The organism is Helicobacter sp. CaF467b, from assembly GCF_022664765.1.
In the GTDB taxonomy this organism is placed as follows: Bacteria; Campylobacterota; Campylobacteria; order Campylobacterales; family Helicobacteraceae; genus Helicobacter_D; species Helicobacter_D colisuis.
Genome location: NZ_JALAIY010000001.1, coordinates 1,349,849 through 1,366,939 on the forward strand (window position 1 = coordinate 1,349,849; position 17,091 = coordinate 1,366,939).

The following is a 17,091-nucleotide window of genomic DNA, read 5'->3' on the forward strand; positions in this document are numbered from 1 at the left end:
ATTTATTTCAAGGAGTTTTTATGAAAGTGATTGTTATCCAAGGTCCAAATCTTAATATGTTAGGTATTAGAGATCCTAGAATCTATGGACCTGCAAAACTTGAAACAATTCACCAAAATATTCAAAACCACGCTGAACAAATTGGCTTAGAAGTGGATTTTTTTCAAAGTAATTTTGAAGGAGAAATTGTCGATAAAATCCAAGAAGCACTCGGACAATACGATGGAATTGTCATCAATCCAGCTGCTTATTCTCACACTTCTATTGCTATTCGTGATGCTATTAGCGCGGTTAATCTCCCAGCTATTGAAGTGCATATCAGCAATATCCATGCAAGAGAAGATTTTCGCCACAAAAGTATAACCGCAGGAGTTTGCGCAGGAGTTGTCGCAGGGTTTGGTCCTATGGGCTATCATTTAGCATTACAGGGGCTTTCACAGATTCTTAATGAGATTCAAGCTATCAAACAAGCTAGAGAACAACAAGCTCAAGCCACAAATTCATAGTCTAAGTTTATAAAATATGGAAAATTTCATTATTAGAGATGAAAATGCCCTTTATTTTGAAACACACTATAGTTGTGATAATGCCATTTTTTTAGCCATTGGTCAAAAAGGATATTTCATTACCGATGGTCGTTATGAGACAGAGGCAAAAGAGCATATTAAAAGCACTCAATATGAGATTGAAATTCTAATTAGCCACGATCTCATACGCACCGCAAAAAATATTTTAAAAAAACATGAAAAGGCTACTTTTATTTTTAATCCACAAGAATTTTCACTCTATTTTTACGAGAAACTCACCAGTGGTTTAAAAATCAACTTTGTGCCCAAGCCAAATTTCCATCAAGAAAAACGAATCTGTAAAACCAAAGAAGAAATTGCACTTATTGAGCATTCTCAAAAGCTAAATATTAAAGCCTTTGACAAGTTTGCAGCGTGGATTTCTAAAAATGCTAAAGACAAAAATGAGGCTTTTTTGCATTTTAAATCCCAAGCCTTTTTAACCAAAAAAGGCAAATATGATTTAAGCTTTAATCCTATTGTTGGAATCAATGCAAATGCCGCAAAGCCACATGCTCTGCCCTCTAATGATCAGCTCTTAAAAGGCGATTTGTTGCTTTTTGATGCAGGAATAAAATACCAAAGGTATTGCTCAGATAGGACAAGGACAGGGTATTTTGGCAAAAACGGCTTTAACTTCAAAAAAGAGCAACATTTCAAAGATTCAACACTACAAAAAATCTATGATATTGTTTTAAAGGCACAAGAAAATGCTATCAAACACGCCAAAGCTGGAATGTTAGCTTGTGAAATTGATGCTCTAGCGCGCAATGTTATTGAAAAAGCGGGTTATGGCAAATATTTTGTGCATTCTACAGGTCATGGCATAGGCTTAGACATTCACGAACTTCCCATTATTTCAGCACGCTCCAAAACTCGCATTGAAGAGGGAATGGTTTTTTCTATTGAACCTGGCATTTATATTCCCAATAAATATGGCGTTAGAATCGAAGATTTAGTGGTGATAGAAAGCAATGGAGCAAGAATTCTTGGAGAATAAACCTTGCTTGAATTCTTATTTTGGAAGCAAATCTTACAAAATTACTTCACTCAAAAAAGACTTTTTGCTCTACACCCCTAAACACTTCCCCAAAAACAATGCCTTTTCTCTTACAAGAAAAATCCCAAAATCTCGATTCATACGCCCACCAAGCCCTTATGATTTGTTTAAAAATAATTCAAAGCTAAAATCTTACACACTTTTAGGTATAGGTAGCAATCAAGGAGATTCTTTGACAATTTTTTGGAAACTTTTTTTAAGGCTCAAAAAGAAAAATGCTATAATTGCTTATTCACCTTTTTTAAAAAATCCAGCCTTTGGATACACCCAACAAGCTGATTTTTATAATGGTATAGTTTGGATTAAAACACAACTTTGTTGTGCTGATTTTTTTAGTTTTTGTTTTTACTTGGAAAGAATTTTTGGGCGAAAAAGAAAAAGAGAATTTAAAAATGCGCCAAGGACTCTAGATCTTGATATTTTAGGATTCAAAAACAAAACTATTCGCTTCAAACATTTGTGTATTCCACACAAAGAATGGGCAAATAGACCAAGTGTAACTATCCCTCTTAAAGGATTTTTATGAAATTATTTACTTATAATGCTGAAACTTCTGCCCTTGCTTTAGCGGAAGCCAAGAAAGAACTCGGTGATGAATTTTCCATCATCTCACAAAAAAAACTTGCCGATGGTAACTATGAAATCTCTGTTGCCATTAGCGAAGAAGATTTAAAACAACTCAAAACCAAGCAAGAGCAAACTAAAAAAGAGCAGCCACTTCCTATTAGAAACAACAATATCGCAGAGCGTCTAGAGCTCATTGCCCAAAAAGAGTTAGAAAGAAAACGCGCCGCCCAAAGTCTGCAGAATCTACCCGAAGATGTTTCCTTACAACTCTCTGATGCGGTGCGCCAAATCTCTCAAATCGCTGGAGTTAATACTAAGATTCCGCCAAAATCCACTTATCCAAAAGAGTTACCATCACCTCAAATTAAAGATGATTCCACTCCCCAAAAACCTAAAGAAACCGCTAAAGTAAAGAAACAAGAAGAAATCCAAGATCTATCAAATTTAAGAATTATTCGCAGTGAAATTGATAAACTTAATGATAAAATCAAACTTATACAAAATATGTTTTGGGAAGAAAGGGGACCTAAAAAAGAAGGCTTGATTATCCCTCACGAATTTGCAGAAATCTATCGTATTGCCAAAGCAAGCGGAATGGCAAAGGAGCATTTAGAAAAAATTATGCAGCTTACTTTGGAGTTAATGCCTATTAAAATGCGCGAAAATTCTGTGCTAATTAAGCGTTATTTCCGTGAAGTTTTGAGAAAAATGGTCTATGCAAGAACAGAAAATCTAAATAATAATGTCAAAAACATTATGATGCTTGTAGGTCCAACTGGGGTGGGTAAAACCACGACTTTAGCCAAACTTGCTGCGCGCTATTCTAGAATGCTTAATAAAAACTACAAAGTAGGAATCATCACCCTTGATACTTACAGGATTGGTGCAGTAGATCAACTTATGTTTTATGCTAAGAAAATGAAACTAAGCATTGACACTGTTGTGGATACAGAAGAATTTGTTGGCGCACTTGATTCGCTTAAATATTGCGATTATATCTTAATTGACACGGTCGGAAGCTCCCAGCACGATAGAGCCAAACTTGAATCTCTTAAAAGTTTTGTCAATGCTGATCCTAACACCAAAATTGATGTAAGTCTTGTAATGAGTGCAACCACAAAATATGAGGATTTAAAAGATATTTATCACACCTTTTCTACACTAGGGATTGACACGCTTATTTTTACTAAACTAGATGAAACTCACAGCTATGGAAATATTTTCTCTCTTATTTATGATACAAAAAAAGCAACTAGCTATTTTTCAATCGGACAAGAAGTGCCCAATGATTTAATGATCGCTACTAGCGATTTTTTAATTGATTGCTTGTTAGATGGATTAATTCGATAATGAAAAATCAAGCTGCAAATTTAGAACTTCTCCTTGACACAACAAAAAAAACTAATACCAAATTTATCACCATTACAAGCGGAAAAGGTGGAGTTGGAAAATCTACCTTTAGCGCAAATCTTGCTTATAAACTTTGGCAACTTGGCTTTAAAGTTGGGATTTTTGATGCAGATATTGGACTTGCAAACTTAGATATTCTCTTTGGAGTCCGATGCGAAAAGAATCTCTTGCATGTGCTAAAAAATCAAGTTAAACTAAAAGACATTATTATCCCTATTGAACACAATCTTTATTTAATTCCAGGTGATTCAGGCACAGATATTTTTCGCTACAAGAGCGAATTTATGTTTGAAGCACTCATTGAAGATTCTAGCTTTTTAGATTCTTTGGATTTTATCTTAATTGACACAGGAGCAGGAATTGGAGAATACACCCAAACTTTTTTAAAAAATAGTGATGATTCCATTGTGATTACAATCCCAGATCCAGCAGCTATCACTGATGCATATGCCACTATCAAACTTACTGCTACTTTCAAAGATAGAATCTTTATGCTCATTAATATGACAAAAAATCAAGAAGAAGCCGAAATGATCTTTAACAAAATCCAAAAAATTGCACAAAATAATATTGAAAATATTCGTTTAGAATACCTCGGAAAACTTACTAAAACACCACTCATTAGTCGCTACAGCAAAAATCGCGCTCTTTTTGTCAAAGAGGAGCCAAACTGCAACGCTTCAATGGAAATTGAAAAAATTGCAAGATCCTTAGCAGCAAAATTGGAACAAAATGTGCTAGTGCAGGAAGATAAAAAGTTTGGGAAATTTCTCAAAAAAATTTTAGGACATTTTTAAAATTTTAAGGATGAATTTATGGCATTAAAAATGGATAATTTTTTAAGTTTTGCGATTGTAAATGGATTTTTTATCGGACTTTTATTATCCTTTTTGAAGTTTGATGAACCAGAAATGATTGTTGCTTGGACGCTTATTTCAACCATAGGATTTTATTTAATCACTTTAGTAAGTGTTTCTCTTTTTGTGCATTTTATCAATGATCAAGAAACAAGCGATAGACGCGCTTCTTATAATGCAACATTAGAAGAATATATTCAAGAATTTGACAAACGCGAAAAAGTTGCAAACAAAATTCGAGGTTTCTTACGCGCTATGGAAAAAACTATGCACGAAGAAGAGCAAGAGGACAAAGTCGCTCAAACTAGCAAATCAAAGAAAGAAAAAGCTAATGTTGAAAACTTCTAGGGGATATGAAAATATCATCAAACAAAATCAAGATAATCTAGCATTAGCCTATTTACCTGCTCTCAAAGCACTTGCAGCAAGACTTAAAGAAAGATTACCTGCAAGTGTAGAATTTTCTGATTTAGTGTCCATAGGCACAGAAGAACTTATCAAACTTGCACGCAAATACGATCAAAACCTTAATGATTCTTTTTGGGGTTATGCAAAATCAAGAGTTTATGGTGCTATGCTTGATTATTTAAGGGGGCTTGATTGTATGAGTCGCCAAACAAGAACACTCGCAAAAAGCATTGATAAAGAAATTGCAAAATACTATAACGAACACCAAGAAGAACCAGATAATGCCTATCTTAGCAAGATTTTAAATGAAGATATTGAAAAAATCAAAGAAGCAAGAAATGCTAGTGAAATCTATGGAATCTTGCCACTAGATGAAGAATTAAGTGCAACACAAGAAGATAAAACTTTTAATAAAATAGAAAAGCAAGAACTAGTTGAAATTATTCAAAATATCTTGGAATCTGCATCACAAAATGAACAACTTGTAATACAGCTTTACTATTATGAAGAATTAAACTTTAAAGAAATTTCAGAAATTTTAGAAATTAGCGAATCAAGGATTTCACAAATCCACAAGGCTGTAATTCGTAAAATCAGAGCATACCTTGAAGAAAGGGGGATAGATGGCTGATATATTAAGTCAAGAAGAAATTGACGCACTATTAGAAGTCGTGGATGATGGGGGAGCAGAACCCGAAACCTTTGAAAAACCAGCCACCATTCATCAAAGACAAATCACTCTCTATGACTTCAAGCGTCCCAATCGCGTTAGCAAGGAACAATTAAGGGCTTTTAGGGGGATTCACGATAAAATGGCGCGTTCTCTCTCTAGTCAAATTTCAGCTATTATGCGCTCCATTGTTGAGATTCAACTCCATAGCGTGGATCAAATGACTTATGGGGAATTTCTAATGAGTTTGCCAAGTCCAACAAGCTTTAATGTCTTTTCTATGAAACCCCTTGATGGAACTGGTGTTTTAGAAATTAACCCAAGCATTGCATTTCCTATGATTGATAGGCTTTTAGGGGGCAAAGGCGATCCTTATGAATCAACGCGCGAATTTAGCGATATTGAGCTTAATTTATTAGATACTATTTTGCGTCAAATGATGCAAAACCTAAAAGAAGCATGGGCGCCTATTACAGAGATTTTCCCCAATGTAGATGTTAAAGAATCAAGTCCCAATGTTGTGCAAATTGTTGCACAAAATGAAATTGTCATCATGGTGGTTATGGAGATTATCATAGGACATAGTAGTGGAATGATGAATCTTTGCTACCCTGTTATTTCTCTAGAATCCGTCCTTTCTCGCCTTGCTAGTCGTGATATTATGCTTAGTGAAACTAGCTCTAAAAAATCTCGCAATAAAGAACTTCAAGCCCTTTTGGGTGGAGCCAAAGTCAATGTTGCTGCTATCCTTGGTGAAACCAAACTCACGCTAAGGGAAGTTTTGGATTTGGAAGTAGGCGATATTATGCGACTTGATCGACCTGCTGATGACACCGTGATTATTAATGTAGATGGTAGGGAAAAATTCCTAGCTGGTATTGGGCTACACCGATACCGCAAAACTATTGAAATCAAAGAAATGATTAAAACCGAAAAAGATCAAGTCAAAGAAATCTTAGAAATGCTTGAATCACAACGAAAATCAAGAGCGAATGAAATTGAAGATGAATAGGAGAAAATATGCTTAATAATTTTTTAAACCTCATCACACAAGAGAGTATCTCCACTATTGAAGGTTTATTAGGTCAAGCCCCAGATGTTAGCTATTTGCAAGAAAAAGATAATGACAAATCTGCTATTGAAGCTCCTATGGCTAGAGTGGATATTGAAGCAGACAATGGTGCTAAACTTGCTTTTTTTATTTCTCCAAAAGTCGCGACTACCCTTGCTGATATGATGTTAGGCGGAGAAGGAAGCGCAAAAGAAATAATGGATGATGATGATTTAGATGCAACCAAAGAGATTGTGTCTAATATTTTTGGCGCAGTTTCTACTTCTCTTGGTGCACAAAAAGAATTGCCAAAGCTTAGCTTTAATCTCAAAAATATTCAATTTATCAGCGAAACCTCTGATTTAGAAATCGATCATTTTGCGAGTTTTTATACTTTTTCTTTTAACTTAGGTGGTATCCAAGATTCTTTATTTTTGGCTTTTTCGGAAACTTTTGAGAATCTTTTCAAAGAAAATCCCCAAGAAACCTCCCAGGAATCACCCCAACCTTCACCCCAAAATACAAGTCATCAAGATGACACCACCTTAGAATTCAACAATGCAGAAATGAAAAATATGGCAATGTTGCTTGATGTGCGTTTGCAAGTCAAGGTGCGAATTGGACAGAAAAAAATGCTTTTAAAAGATGTTATTGCTATGGATATTGGAAGTGTTGTAGAATTAAACCAGCTTGCCAATGATCCTTTGGAAGTCTTGGTAGATGATAAGGTGATTGCTAAAGGAGAAGTTGTGATTGTAGATGGAAACTTTGGAATCCAAATCACAGAAATAGCTCCTAAAAAAGATAGAATCGAACAACTTATGTAAAACCTAATAACCTAAAAGTTTTACAAATCACATCCAATCAATAATCTTTGTAACCTCTTGGACCTCAAAGCATTTAATGCCTAGGTTTTGCGAAGGTTTTTTAGGCAAAATTACCTTATCAATCCCTAGAGATAACGCTTCTTTAAGCCTTTGCTCCACATTAGGCACCTCTCTAATATCTCCTACCAAACTCACCTCACCAATAAATACACTTTGTGGTGATAACACGCGATTACGAAAGCTTGAAAGAATCGCTGCAACAATGGCTAAATCCGCTGCTGTTTCCAAAATTTTAATTCCGCCTGTTACATTAATGAAAACATCATAGCGGTTAAGCGGAATCTCAAGCTTTCTCTCCAATAGAGCTAAAATCATATTTAAACGATTTGTATCAAAACCTGTGCTAGATCGTTTTGGCATACCATAAGCACAATCACTCACTAAGGCTTGAACTTCTAAAACTAGCGCCCTACTTCCTTCCAAAACCACGCTTAAGGCACTTCCTGGACTTGAAGTCTTTTGGGAAAAAAATATTCTTGATGCTTCTTTAGCCCCCACAAGCCCATTACTTCTCATCTCAAAAATCCCAACTTCACTAGTATTTCCAAAACGATTCTTAAAACCCCTTAAGAATCTTAATTCACGACTAGAATCTCCTTCAAAATACAACACGCAATCTACCATATGCTCTAAGATTCTAGGACCAGCAATTGATCCTTCTTTGGTGATATGACCGATAATAAAAACACAGATTCCCCATTCCTTAGCCAATCGCATTAATTCAAAAGTAACCTCACGCACTTGCGAAACACTTCCAGGACTTGAAGCAATTTTCTCACTATAAAGTGTCTGAATACTATCAATGACTAGCATTGTATAATTGCGCTCTTTACTTTTAATAGATGCAATAATTTCTTCTAATTGAATTGCATTTAAAAGATATAAATTTGGATTCATTGCTTCTAATCGCTCCGCACGCAAAGCGATTTGTGAGCTACTCTCCTCGCCACTTACATAAAGGACATTTTTACCCATTTTGGCAAGATTACTAGAAATCTTAAGCAATAAAGTTGATTTTCCAACTCCAGGACTTCCGCCTACAAGATACATTCCCCCAAGCACAATCCCGCCACCAAGCACAATATCAAGCTCACTCTCTCCAGAACTAAAACGGATAAATTCTTCTTCTTTAACCTCTGTAATAGGTGTAACTTTTGAAGTTTGATTTAGGGGATTAAAGGCTTCTATATGCTCTTCTTTTAATTCTAAAAAACTCTCCCAAGCACCGCAATTAGAGCATTTTCCAAGCCATTTGGAACTTTGAAATCCACAATGCTGACATTCAAAGATTTGCGCCTTTTTCTTAGCCATCTAGCCCCTTAAGAATCAAAAATAGAATCCAAGATTGTCTGAATGTATTTAGCCTCATCAAACTCAATCAAATCTTCTGCACCCTCTCCCACTCCAATATAAAGAATTGGCACACGCAAAGTATGAATAATGCTAAAAATAGCCCCACCCTTACTTGTCCCATCAAGCTTGGTGATAATCACTCCATCAACACCACCCAAAGTTTGACTAAAAACCTTTGCTTGATCTAGGCTAGAAGTGCCCTGTGTACCATCTAAAATCAAAATTTTTCTATGAGGCGCACCCTCTTTTGCTTTGTTGCAGATTCGCAAAATTTTTTGCAATTCATTTTGCAAATTACTTTGATTATGCAATCTCCCTGCCGTATCAATAATCACACAATCCATTCCTTTTGCCACCGCTGAAGTAATCGTATCAAAAGCTACCGCTGATGGATCGTGTCCTTGTTTAGAAGCAACTACTGGGAGACCAAGGCGATTCCCCCAAAGTGTTAGCTGCTCAATAGCCGCTGCCCTAAAAGTATCTCCTGCGCCCAAAATAACACTTTTTCCTTGCTTTTTGTAACGATTAGCCAACTTTGCAATTGTGGTGGTTTTACCCGCTCCATTTACCCCAACAATCAAATCCACACAAGGCTTAGCTTCTACTTGTTTAACTTGCACTTTATCATAATAACTCTCTCCCCTAAAAAGCCTAAGCAATGCAACTTCAAGCTCATTTTTGCTAATCTCATCTCCTAGTGGAGAAAGGATTAACTCAATTAAATCATAATCCATATCTGTTGCAATTAGCACTTCCTCTAGTTCTTCTTTGGTGAGCTTTTTATTGGTTTTTGGAAGTATTTCCCTAATACTTTGCGCTGTTTTTTGTAAAGTTTTTTTGAGAATATCAAACATTATTTTGCCCTCATCTTTGCTACACTTTGTGATAAATCAAATTCCATCATTTCTTCTGGAATCGCCCCTAAATAATGAATAATATACTCCCCTTTTTCATCATACAAAACAATCAAAGGGATTCCTTCAATTCCTTCTAATGCTTCAAAAAGCTTATCTCTATTTTCTCCATAAGCCAAAGGCAATGAGTATTGATTTTCTTGGATAAAAACTTCAATGCTTTGTTGCAAATTCTCCACTTCTCCCACTAAATCATCAATTGCGATTCCATAAATGCTAATTTCTTCGCCAAATTGCTTTTGCAAATTCTCTAAATGCGCCAAAATAGCAATGCAAGGCTCACACCAAGTCGTAAAGAAAAATAACATTTTTATATTCTTTTTATTAGTAGTAACAAGCAAATCCCGCAAAACATTTACTTTTTTAGGTTCAATATTTTTAAAATTTTGCGTCTTATCTTGCGTATTTTTTTGATTAACAATAAGCTTTTCGCCATTATTCATTAAAATGCCTAAATTATCTAAAATTTCTTGCTTTTGAGTGGTTTCCAAAGTCTCTTTTGGTTTTTCACAAGCACTAAAAAACAATCCAATACCTAAAATCATCACTACTAAGATTACTTTTTTCAAATCTACTCTCCTAAAATTAAAGAACAAAATTATACACTCCTATAAAGAAAAACCACATTAAAGCTTATTTTGCAAATAAATATCCTAAGGCAGAATGACTAAAATTGCCAAATTTCTCAATTGATTCTAAGGGTAGCTTAAGCTCCACAATCCCATAAACATAAGGCATAACTTCATAGGGCTGGTAAATAAAAACTACACCATCATAATCAATCAAAATCGCGTCAGAAACTTTAAAATTTTCAAAATCAACATAATCTTGCGCTACATTGTCAATTTCTGTAAGATATTTTTGGTATTCTGTCCAAAGTAGCTTTTTTAATTCCAAATTATTTAAATCAATCATTTCATTAAGTGGGACAATTCCCTCCTTTCTTGAAATTATTACGCCCCATTTTCCGTGATTCCCATGAGCACCACCTGTATAGAGATAGCTCGTTCTCTCAAGCACCAAAATCTCATCATCAAAATAATAAAGTCTATCTTTAACCATTTCTTCTAAAGGAAATTTTTTAAGATAAGCCAATGCTTCCATTCCCTCAATATTTTTTAAATATTCTTGCATTGATACTTCTAAAGAAGGTAAAAAAGTCTCCTTAACATTTGCACAATTAAAGTCTTTTTCATACATTAATTCTAAAAGATTTTGAACTTCTAAATCACTAGAGCATAGCACCAAGGCACTCACTTGACTTAAACTATCCTTAGAATAGCGATAAACAACCTCTTGGCTTTTAAGATTAAAAGAATCTTGAAGTGCTATCTTATTTTGAATCTCACCATTTTTAATCACAAAAACCTTTTCTCCACACTTTAGCTCACCATTTTTCAAAACCTTATTGGGCGATATTTCACAGCCTTGAAACTTTTCATTCTTTACCCCAGCAAACAAAATCCCCTGTGCATTTTGCGCAAGATACAATTTTCCTTCCTCAAAGTCATAAATCTTGTAAGAAATATCCTCACCCTGCATTCCAAAACCACTAGTAAATGCTAATATTACGCCAACAAACACCTTCAATAAAGCCATCCCAATTTGCATTCTCCACCCTTTAAAATCAAAAAGTTTTAAAGATTCTAGCATTATTTTTAATTTTTTTGCAAAAAACTATTGATTTTTTTTAAAAGCATTGCTATAATTTTACCCTTGCTTTTGTGCGGGAGTAGCTCAGTGGTAGAGCATAACCTTGCCAAGGTTGGGGCCGCGGGTTCGATCCCCGTCTCCCGCTCCATTTTTAAATCATAAAAGTAATGAATTTAATAATAATTAGCCCGGGTGGTGAAATGGTAGACACAAGGGACTTAAAATCCCTCGGACATTGCGTCCGTGCCGGTTCAAGTCCGGCCCCGGGCACCACTATGGTAGTAACAATCAAAATGGTGGCGACATAGCCAAGCGGTAAGGCATGGGCCTGCAAAGCCTTGATTCCCCAGTTCGAATCTGGGTGTCGCCTCCAATTTATGATTTCATTTAAAATTCTAGCTTCTCTAAAAGCTCACACTTTTTTCGGGAGATGGCTGAGTGGTCGAAAGCGGCGGTCTTGAAAACCGTTGAGGGTCACACCTCCGGGGGTTCGAATCCCTCTCTCCCGGCCACTACTTTTGATAATTCTTATCCCACAACAAATTTTCTTAATTCTTTTATTTACAAACCAAAGACTAACTTTTTTCTTATCAAGCAAACCTTAAACTTCTTATTTCTTTGTATAGCGTTTATATTCCTCACCCCAATTACACATTGCTTGTAAAATAGGAATAAAACTTTGTCCTTTTTTTGATAAGCTGTATTCTACTTTCGGCGGAATCTGTGGATATTCTTTGCGTATGATTAGCTCATCGCTTTCTAACTCACGCAAGACATTTGTTAGAGTTTTAAACGATATTGGAGCTAGAATTCTATTAAGCTCATTATAACGCACGATATTGTCTTTATAAAGGCAATAAAGCACACTCAATTTATATTTGCCTGAAATCACATTCAAAGTATAGTTAAATCCACATTCTTGGTAGTTGCAGTTTGAATTTTTTGTATTTTGCATCATAACTTCCTTATTACTTACACTTTACTTTTGGATAGTATCATACTTTATATATCGTATTGACATTATAAATCATATAAACTAAAATTCTCATACAAATTTAAGACAAATACAATACTTTTCAAACAAAGGAGCGAAAATGAAACATATACTTTTATTAAATGGTGGCAAGAGTTTTGGGCATTCTGCTGGTAGATTAAACGAGACTTTGCATAATGTAGCCAAAGAAACTTTATGTAGTTTGGGATTTGACATACGCGAAACACATATAGATAAAGGCTATCAAGTAGAAGAAGAATTACAAAAGATTCTAGATTCTGATGTCGTTATTTATCAAATGCCTGGTTGGTGGATGGGTGAGCCTTGGATAGTAAAGAAATATATTGATGAGGTTTTTACTATGGGGCATGGTAAGCTCTATACAAGTGATGGGCGATCAAGAAATGATGAAAGCAAAAAATATGGCAGTGGTGGTCTATCACAAGACAAAAAATATATGTTTTCTCTTACTTGGAATGCACCATTAGAGGCATTTATAGAAAAAGATCAATTTTTTGAGGGTGTTGGCGTAGATGGCGTGTATTTGCACCTGCATAAAGCTCATCAGTTTTTAGGAATGCAGCCATTACCTACCTTTATATGCAATGATGTTATCAAAAATCCACAAGTAGAAAAATACATACAAGATTACAAACTTCATCTAAACAATGTGTTTAAAGATATGCAATAAGGATTGTGCTATGAGTATAAAGTTAATTGCTATTTGTTATCCAAAACAAGAATGTAAAGAAAAATTTTTGGAGATTGCTTCAAGCCTTGTCTTAAAAAGCAAAAAAGATGATGGTTGTATATCTTATACGCTAAATGAAGACAACAATGGGAGAATCCTATTTATAGAAGAGTGGGAAAATCAAGAAAAGCTTGATTTACATATAGAAAATCAGTCTATCGATATAGAGTATCTAAAAAGCCTAAGTGATAGACAAAGCGAAGTTATATTTTACAAAACAATAGAATCATAAGGATAAATACAATGAAAATACCAAGCAAGATTTGCGGTTTTGCCTTTAGGGGAGATGAATTAGATCCAATAGAAAAACAATTAAGAGATTTACAAGATAATGAGGTGCTTATCAAAAATACAGCAGCATCTCTCAATCCAGTAGATTTGGAAAGTAAAAAAGAACAATAATATTATAATGGTGTAGGAATTGCAATCAAAGCCAAAGATACAAGAATAAAACTTCTATCTAGATACGCTTATCATTGTGATTTAAGATATGATGGTAGTTTTGCTGATTATACCATAGTAAAAGCAAGGGCTCTCATACCTGTCAATGATTTTATAAATGACAATTTAGCTGCTAGTATGCCTTGTCCTGGTTTGAGTGCATATCAAGCAATCCAAAAAATACCCAACTTATTTGCTAGAGATGTATTGGTAAATGGTGCTGGTGGTATGCTTGGCAAAGTGCTTGTGTCTTTATTATTGTTACATGGAGCTAGGGTATCTATTGTATCCAACAAAATGCATCACAAAGAATTCAATAATAATTTGCCTCCAAGCAGTTTTCTACCATCGGTAAAATAATATTCACGCTTAATAGAATCCTCGCTCCAGCCAGAATCTTTGAGTTTGGTATCGATAAATTTGATTCTTGTATCCGTTTCCCCTAGCATTTAACTCCCCACAATATTTTATTGGGTTTTGATTAATTTAAATATTCAATTGTAAGCAACCAAACCTTAAAAATATTTAACAAATAGCGCACTTATTTTATAAATATCTAAAACAGAGTAATAATACCTATAAATAGCAAAACAAAAGTAAATTAACTCTCAAAAAAACAATATTTATATTATAGCAGTTTCACCACCGCCATAGATTTGCAGTGGTTTTATGAAGCATAAAAGTAGATTTAAGCTATTTTTTAAGGCAAAGTAATTTTAAGCACTTTTCCTTCAACCATTCTTGGAATCCAAAGATTCTCTCCATCGCTCACCATATCTGCTGGTCCTTTCATAGCTGGTAAATCAAGCTTTTCTATCTTTCCATTTTTATCCAAGCGATAAATCACACCTTGCAAATTTTCTCCCCAATCACTTGCTAATAAATCTCCATTTTTAGCCCACACTACACCATCTAAAGCACCCAAAGGCTCACTTAATGCACTTTGTTTCTTGCTTGTTAAATCAATACTTATGATGCTTCCTTTAGCATTTCCATTTGGATCATAGCCCACAGCAATTAGGCGATTATTCTTTAAATCAAGCAAGATTCCATTAGGTCCGCCAAACTTTGAATCCACAACCACAAAAGTTTCATATTGCTTATTTTTAACATTCACTTGATGAATAATCCCTGTCCCTGTGTCGCTCACAAGCAAATTCTCATCATCTAAAGCCACAATGTCATTTAAAAAGATTGCACCTTTAATAGATAGATTCAGCACTTCTTTTTTACTTTTTAATTAAATCCCTTAAGCATATCAATATCCACTACATACAAAACACCATTGATTGTATTCATACCCTTTGGTGCATTAAGATTGGATAAAAATTTCTTTTCTATAATTTTTCCACTCTTATCAAGTTTTGAAATAAAACCATTATTATCTTTATTAAGTGGCTCTAGCTTCTCCCCCACATTCCCCACAAAGACATCTTCACCTACGATAAAAAACACTCTCAGGATCAGAAAACCCCTCAATCTCTTGGGAAAAAGCACTTGTAGCCAAAGCCCCTACCAAAGCAAAACTTACTGCGATTTTTTTAAGCGTTGTTACTCCTTTATCTTAAAATTAAAAATATAACTATAGACAAAATTTTAAAAAATAAGAATAATTATCTAAAAATAAATTTTTAATTTTTAAAACAAATAACAAGCAATCCCAAAGACCAACTTGATTTAAAATCATTTTGTATTTTATCTACTAATTTCATAAACTAATAATCCACCATACACTGCCAAAAGACAAAGCCCAACATTGCAAAGAATATTAAGCAACAATTGCCCATATAATCCATTTTGCAAAAGAAGTAAATTTGTATAAGAAAAAGTAGAAAAAGTCGTAAATGCTCCCAAAAGCCCCACGCCAAAAAAACTCATCAAAATATCTTTGGAGAACAATCTTAATTCTTCATTTTGGACATAAGCAAACAAAAATCCCAAAGCAAAAGAACCTATGATATTAATAAACAATGTAGCTAACAAAGAAACAAATTGCATATTAGTTGCATTAGCTAAAAAGCTAGAAATTTTAAAAGACATTTCATAAATCAAAAAGCGTAACACGGCTCCCAAAAATCCGCCTAACCCCACCAATGCAATCGTGCATAAATTCATTATTCACTCTATTGTTTTAGCTACTCAATTCTTTATTTCTAAGCTTTAATAAATTCCCACTTTTGTGCTTCTTGCAGAATCTCTTTTGCTCCCTTTTTAATAAATTCCAATGCAAAATCTCTCCCTGCTTTTTTACAATCCTCCAAGCTAGAAACAGCACATACTTTAGTATCTTTAAGAATCCTAGAGCCATCAGGAATCCCTAAAATTGCCCTAATAGTTAAATTATCTTTTTCAAGTGTTGCGTTAATGCCTATAGGCACTTGACAACCGCCTTCCAAAGTTTTTACAAACTCTCTCTCAGTGCTTGTCTCAAAAGAGGCTTTTGTATCATTTAAAAATTCAAGTAATTTTGCAACTTCGCTATCTACTCTACATTCAATCCCAAGTGCTGCTTGTCCCATAGCGGGAATCATAAAATCAAGTGGCACAATACAATCCACTTCCCCTTCAATCCCTAAGCGATTTACTCCAGCTTGGGCTAAAATAATCGCATCAAAATCCCCTTCTTTTAGCCTTTTAAGTCGCGTTTGCACATTCCCTCTTAAACTCATACAATCCAAATCTTTTCGTAAAGTATTAATCTGCATCACACGCCTTAGTGAAGTTGTCCCCACTTTTGCACCCTGTGGCAATTCTTGTAAATTCTTGTATTTAAAACTTAAAAAACTATCTCGCACATCCTCGCGTTTGGTAATCGCAGCTAACCCAAGCCCTTCAACAAATTCCACGGGAACATCTTTTAGGCTATGCACCGCTACATCAATTTCACCTTGTAGCATTAACTCTTCTAATTCTTTAGTAAAAAGCCCTTTCCCACCAATCTTAGCTAAAGGCACATCAAGAATCTTATCCCCCTTAGTTTTAACGATTTTTAATTCTACTTGCAAATTAGGATATTGCTTCTCTAAAGAATCCTTTACAAAATTTGCCTGCCAAAGCGCTAAAACACTTCCCCTTGTGCCTATGATAATTTTTTGCATCTTTAATCCTTTATTTCTTTTTCTATAACTTCCACATCAATAATATCAGAATGTTGTTTTGCAGAATCCACTTTTACAAACGGCTTAACAAGCATTAAACCAAAAACACTAAATTGCATTAACAAACCCAAAATATCAGTAAAAGCACCAGGTAAAATCAATAAAATTGCCCCCAAGATTCTAAAAATATTAGATCCCACAAAAGCCTCATAAGTCATCTCTCTTGAGCGCAACTTTTCTAAAGCCTCCCCAAAAAACAATCGGAAATTTAATAAAATCCCAAATCCCAAAAAAGCACTCACAAGAATCTCTAGCACAAATCCTAAAACGCCGATTATATCAATAACTTCATAACTCACAAACACTTCAATAATCAAATACATTACAAGCAAAATAAGTCGCATACAAAAC

The 17,091-nt window shown here is 34.6% G+C and carries 20 protein-coding genes, 4 tRNA genes and 2 pseudogenes; 16 read left to right on the top strand and 10 right to left on the bottom strand.

What is annotated here, in order from left to right; translation table 11 throughout:
• Window positions 1-20 precede the first annotated feature (20 nt).
• Genes aroQ through fliY form a run of 9 tightly spaced genes read left to right on the top strand, consistent with a single transcriptional unit; the run spans window position 21 to window position 7,416 of the window.
• A complete protein-coding gene (gene aroQ, locus MKD52_RS06865) occupies window positions 21-506 on the top strand; it encodes a type II 3-dehydroquinate dehydratase (RefSeq protein WP_242099729.1) in 486 nt (161 codons plus the stop codon).
• A 16-nt stretch (window positions 507-522) separates the two neighbouring features.
• Window positions 523-1,566 (top strand): M24 family metallopeptidase, encoded by a 1,044-nt coding sequence (locus MKD52_RS06870; protein WP_242099730.1) that lies wholly within the window; start codon window positions 523-525, stop codon window positions 1,564-1,566.
• Window positions 1,541-2,152 (top strand): 2-amino-4-hydroxy-6-hydroxymethyldihydropteridine diphosphokinase, encoded by a 612-nt coding sequence (gene folK, locus MKD52_RS06875; RefSeq protein WP_112057297.1) that lies wholly within the window; start codon window positions 1,541-1,543, stop codon window positions 2,150-2,152. Before MKD52_RS06870 ends, folK begins: the two co-directional genes overlap by 26 nt.
• The gene (gene flhF, locus MKD52_RS06880; RefSeq protein WP_242099731.1) at window positions 2,149-3,543 is read left to right on the top strand and encodes a flagellar biosynthesis protein FlhF; all 1,395 of its coding nucleotides are present in this window, start codon (window positions 2,149-2,151) and stop codon (window positions 3,541-3,543) included. Before folK ends, flhF begins: the two co-directional genes overlap by 4 nt.
• Entirely contained in the window at window positions 3,543-4,400 is an 858-nt protein-coding gene (locus MKD52_RS06885) for a P-loop NTPase (RefSeq protein ID WP_112057299.1), read from the top strand. The genes flhF and MKD52_RS06885 overlap by 1 nt, the downstream gene beginning before the upstream one ends.
• Window positions 4,401-4,418: 18 nt before the next feature.
• Window positions 4,419-4,808, top strand: coding sequence for a hypothetical protein (locus tag MKD52_RS06890; protein WP_112057300.1), 390 nt, complete (start codon window positions 4,419-4,421; stop codon window positions 4,806-4,808).
• Complete coding sequence (locus MKD52_RS06895) at window positions 4,792-5,499, top strand: RNA polymerase sigma factor FliA (protein ID WP_242099732.1); 708 nt, start codon at window positions 4,792-4,794, stop codon at window positions 5,497-5,499. The genes MKD52_RS06890 and MKD52_RS06895 overlap by 17 nt, the downstream gene beginning before the upstream one ends.
• On the top strand, window positions 5,492-6,550 hold the full coding sequence (gene fliM, locus MKD52_RS06900) for a flagellar motor switch protein FliM (protein ID WP_112057302.1): 1,059 nt from the start codon (window positions 5,492-5,494) through the stop codon (window positions 6,548-6,550). The genes MKD52_RS06895 and fliM overlap by 8 nt, the downstream gene beginning before the upstream one ends.
• An 8-nt stretch (window positions 6,551-6,558) precedes the next feature.
• Complete coding sequence (gene fliY, locus MKD52_RS06905; RefSeq protein ID WP_242099733.1) at window positions 6,559-7,416, top strand: flagellar motor switch protein FliY; 858 nt, start codon at window positions 6,559-6,561, stop codon at window positions 7,414-7,416.
• 27 nt (window positions 7,417-7,443) lie between these two features.
• Here the strand turns inward: fliY and radA are convergent, their stop codons facing one another.
• The 4 genes from radA to MKD52_RS06925 all read right to left on the bottom strand — a co-directional run bounded on the left by radA (window position 7,444) and on the right by MKD52_RS06925 (window position 11,354).
• On the bottom strand, window positions 7,444-8,787 hold the full coding sequence (radA, locus tag MKD52_RS06910) for a DNA repair protein RadA (protein WP_242099734.1): 1,344 nt from the start codon (window positions 8,785-8,787) through the stop codon (window positions 7,444-7,446).
• Between the two features lie 8 nt (window positions 8,788-8,795).
• On the bottom strand, window positions 8,796-9,683 hold the full coding sequence (gene ftsY, locus MKD52_RS06915) for a signal recognition particle-docking protein FtsY (RefSeq protein WP_242099735.1): 888 nt from the start codon (window positions 9,681-9,683) through the stop codon (window positions 8,796-8,798).
• Window positions 9,683-10,312, bottom strand: coding sequence for a TlpA disulfide reductase family protein (locus tag MKD52_RS06920; RefSeq protein WP_242099736.1), 630 nt, complete (start codon window positions 10,310-10,312; stop codon window positions 9,683-9,685). The genes ftsY and MKD52_RS06920 overlap by 1 nt, the downstream gene beginning before the upstream one ends.
• A gap of 64 nt (window positions 10,313-10,376) precedes the next feature.
• On the bottom strand, window positions 10,377-11,354 hold the full coding sequence (locus MKD52_RS06925) for a DUF3298 and DUF4163 domain-containing protein (RefSeq protein WP_242099737.1): 978 nt from the start codon (window positions 11,352-11,354) through the stop codon (window positions 10,377-10,379).
• Between the two features lie 115 nt (window positions 11,355-11,469).
• On the opposite strand from MKD52_RS06925, the gene MKD52_RS06930 reads away from it, so the two are divergent.
• The 4 genes from MKD52_RS06930 to MKD52_RS06945 all read left to right on the top strand — a co-directional run bounded on the left by MKD52_RS06930 (window position 11,470) and on the right by MKD52_RS06945 (window position 11,908).
• Window positions 11,470-11,544: transfer RNA gene (locus MKD52_RS06930), tRNA-Gly, on the top strand.
• 38 nt (window positions 11,545-11,582) lie between these two features.
• Window positions 11,583-11,669 (top strand) — tRNA-Leu (locus MKD52_RS06935).
• Between the two features lie 25 nt (window positions 11,670-11,694).
• Window positions 11,695-11,769, top strand: a tRNA-Cys gene (locus tag MKD52_RS06940).
• A gap of 51 nt (window positions 11,770-11,820) precedes the next feature.
• Window positions 11,821-11,908: transfer RNA gene (locus MKD52_RS06945), tRNA-Ser, on the top strand.
• Between the two features lie 98 nt (window positions 11,909-12,006).
• Here the strand turns inward: MKD52_RS06945 and MKD52_RS06950 are convergent.
• Window positions 12,007-12,351 carry a helix-turn-helix domain-containing protein gene (locus tag MKD52_RS06950; protein ID WP_112057307.1) on the bottom strand — a complete coding sequence of 115 codons (345 nt, stop codon included), beginning with the start codon at window positions 12,349-12,351 and terminating at the stop codon, window positions 12,007-12,009.
• Between the two features lie 139 nt (window positions 12,352-12,490).
• Here MKD52_RS06950 and MKD52_RS06955 point away from each other — a divergent pair, with 139 nt between their 5' ends.
• The 3 genes from MKD52_RS06955 to MKD52_RS06965 are packed head-to-tail and all read left to right on the top strand — an operon-like array spanning window position 12,491 to window position 13,543.
• On the top strand, window positions 12,491-13,081 hold the full coding sequence (locus MKD52_RS06955; protein WP_242099738.1) for an NAD(P)H-dependent oxidoreductase: 591 nt from the start codon (window positions 12,491-12,493) through the stop codon (window positions 13,079-13,081).
• Between the two features lie 10 nt (window positions 13,082-13,091).
• Window positions 13,092-13,373, top strand: coding sequence for a putative quinol monooxygenase (locus tag MKD52_RS06960; protein WP_181566542.1), 282 nt, complete (start codon window positions 13,092-13,094; stop codon window positions 13,371-13,373).
• 11 nt (window positions 13,374-13,384) lie between these two features.
• Window positions 13,385-13,543 (top strand): hypothetical protein, encoded by a 159-nt coding sequence (locus tag MKD52_RS06965; protein ID WP_242099739.1) that lies wholly within the window; start codon window positions 13,385-13,387, stop codon window positions 13,541-13,543.
• A 362-nt stretch (window positions 13,544-13,905) separates the two neighbouring features.
• Here the strand turns inward: MKD52_RS06965 and MKD52_RS06970 are convergent.
• The 5 genes and pseudogenes from MKD52_RS06970 to MKD52_RS06995 form a co-directional block, all read right to left on the bottom strand.
• Window positions 13,906-14,031: pseudogene (locus MKD52_RS06970) on the bottom strand (HsdR); the annotation flags it as partial.
• Between the two features lie 251 nt (window positions 14,032-14,282).
• A pseudogene (locus tag MKD52_RS08685) lies at window positions 14,283-15,119 on the bottom strand (ATP-binding protein).
• Window positions 15,120-15,277: 158 nt separating this feature from the next.
• Window positions 15,278-15,697 (bottom strand): CrcB family protein, encoded by a 420-nt coding sequence (locus MKD52_RS06985; protein ID WP_242099742.1) that lies wholly within the window; start codon window positions 15,695-15,697, stop codon window positions 15,278-15,280.
• A 38-nt stretch (window positions 15,698-15,735) separates the two neighbouring features.
• Entirely contained in the window at window positions 15,736-16,680 is a 945-nt protein-coding gene (gene hemC, locus MKD52_RS06990) for a hydroxymethylbilane synthase (protein WP_242099743.1), read from the bottom strand.
• Between the two features lie 2 nt (window positions 16,681-16,682).
• Window positions 16,683-17,084 (bottom strand): FxsA family protein, encoded by a 402-nt coding sequence (locus MKD52_RS06995; protein WP_242099744.1) that lies wholly within the window; start codon window positions 17,082-17,084, stop codon window positions 16,683-16,685.
• Between the last annotated feature and the right edge of the window lie 7 nt (window positions 17,085-17,091).

Bases quoted from the DNA above. Each gene is read 5' to 3' on its own strand.
- ftsY (WP_242099735.1), bottom strand. From the start codon at position 9,683: ATGTTTGATATTCTCAAAAAAACTTTACAAAAAACAGCGCAAAGTATT.
- aroQ (WP_242099729.1), top strand. From the start codon at position 21: ATGAAAGTGATTGTTATCCAAGGTCCAAATCTTAATATGTTAGGTATT.
- radA (WP_242099734.1), bottom strand. From the start codon at position 8,787: ATGGCTAAGAAAAAGGCGCAAATCTTTGAATGTCAGCATTGTGGATTT.
- MKD52_RS06960 (WP_181566542.1), top strand. From the start codon at position 13,092: ATGAGTATAAAGTTAATTGCTATTTGTTATCCAAAACAAGAATGTAAA.
- MKD52_RS06925 (WP_242099737.1), bottom strand. From the start codon at position 11,354: ATGCAAATTGGGATGGCTTTATTGAAGGTGTTTGTTGGCGTAATATTA.
- flhF (WP_242099731.1), top strand. From the start codon at position 2,149: ATGAAATTATTTACTTATAATGCTGAAACTTCTGCCCTTGCTTTAGCG.
- MKD52_RS06985 (WP_242099742.1), bottom strand. From the start codon at position 15,697: ATGAATTTATGCACGATTGCATTGGTGGGGTTAGGCGGATTTTTGGGA.
- fliM (WP_112057302.1), top strand. From the start codon at position 5,492: ATGGCTGATATATTAAGTCAAGAAGAAATTGACGCACTATTAGAAGTC.
- MKD52_RS06995 (WP_242099744.1), bottom strand. From the start codon at position 17,084: ATGCGACTTATTTTGCTTGTAATGTATTTGATTATTGAAGTGTTTGTG.
- MKD52_RS06890 (WP_112057300.1), top strand. From the start codon at position 4,419: ATGGCATTAAAAATGGATAATTTTTTAAGTTTTGCGATTGTAAATGGA.
- MKD52_RS06965 (WP_242099739.1), top strand. From the start codon at position 13,385: ATGAAAATACCAAGCAAGATTTGCGGTTTTGCCTTTAGGGGAGATGAA.
- MKD52_RS06870 (WP_242099730.1), top strand. From the start codon at position 523: ATGGAAAATTTCATTATTAGAGATGAAAATGCCCTTTATTTTGAAACA.
- fliY (WP_242099733.1), top strand. From the start codon at position 6,559: ATGCTTAATAATTTTTTAAACCTCATCACACAAGAGAGTATCTCCACT.
- MKD52_RS06955 (WP_242099738.1), top strand. From the start codon at position 12,491: ATGAAACATATACTTTTATTAAATGGTGGCAAGAGTTTTGGGCATTCT.
- hemC (WP_242099743.1), bottom strand. From the start codon at position 16,680: ATGCAAAAAATTATCATAGGCACAAGGGGAAGTGTTTTAGCGCTTTGG.
- folK (WP_112057297.1), top strand. From the start codon at position 1,541: ATGGAGCAAGAATTCTTGGAGAATAAACCTTGCTTGAATTCTTATTTT.
- MKD52_RS06885 (WP_112057299.1), top strand. From the start codon at position 3,543: ATGAAAAATCAAGCTGCAAATTTAGAACTTCTCCTTGACACAACAAAA.
- MKD52_RS06895 (WP_242099732.1), top strand. From the start codon at position 4,792: ATGTTGAAAACTTCTAGGGGATATGAAAATATCATCAAACAAAATCAA.
- MKD52_RS06950 (WP_112057307.1), bottom strand. From the start codon at position 12,351: ATGCAAAATACAAAAAATTCAAACTGCAACTACCAAGAATGTGGATTT.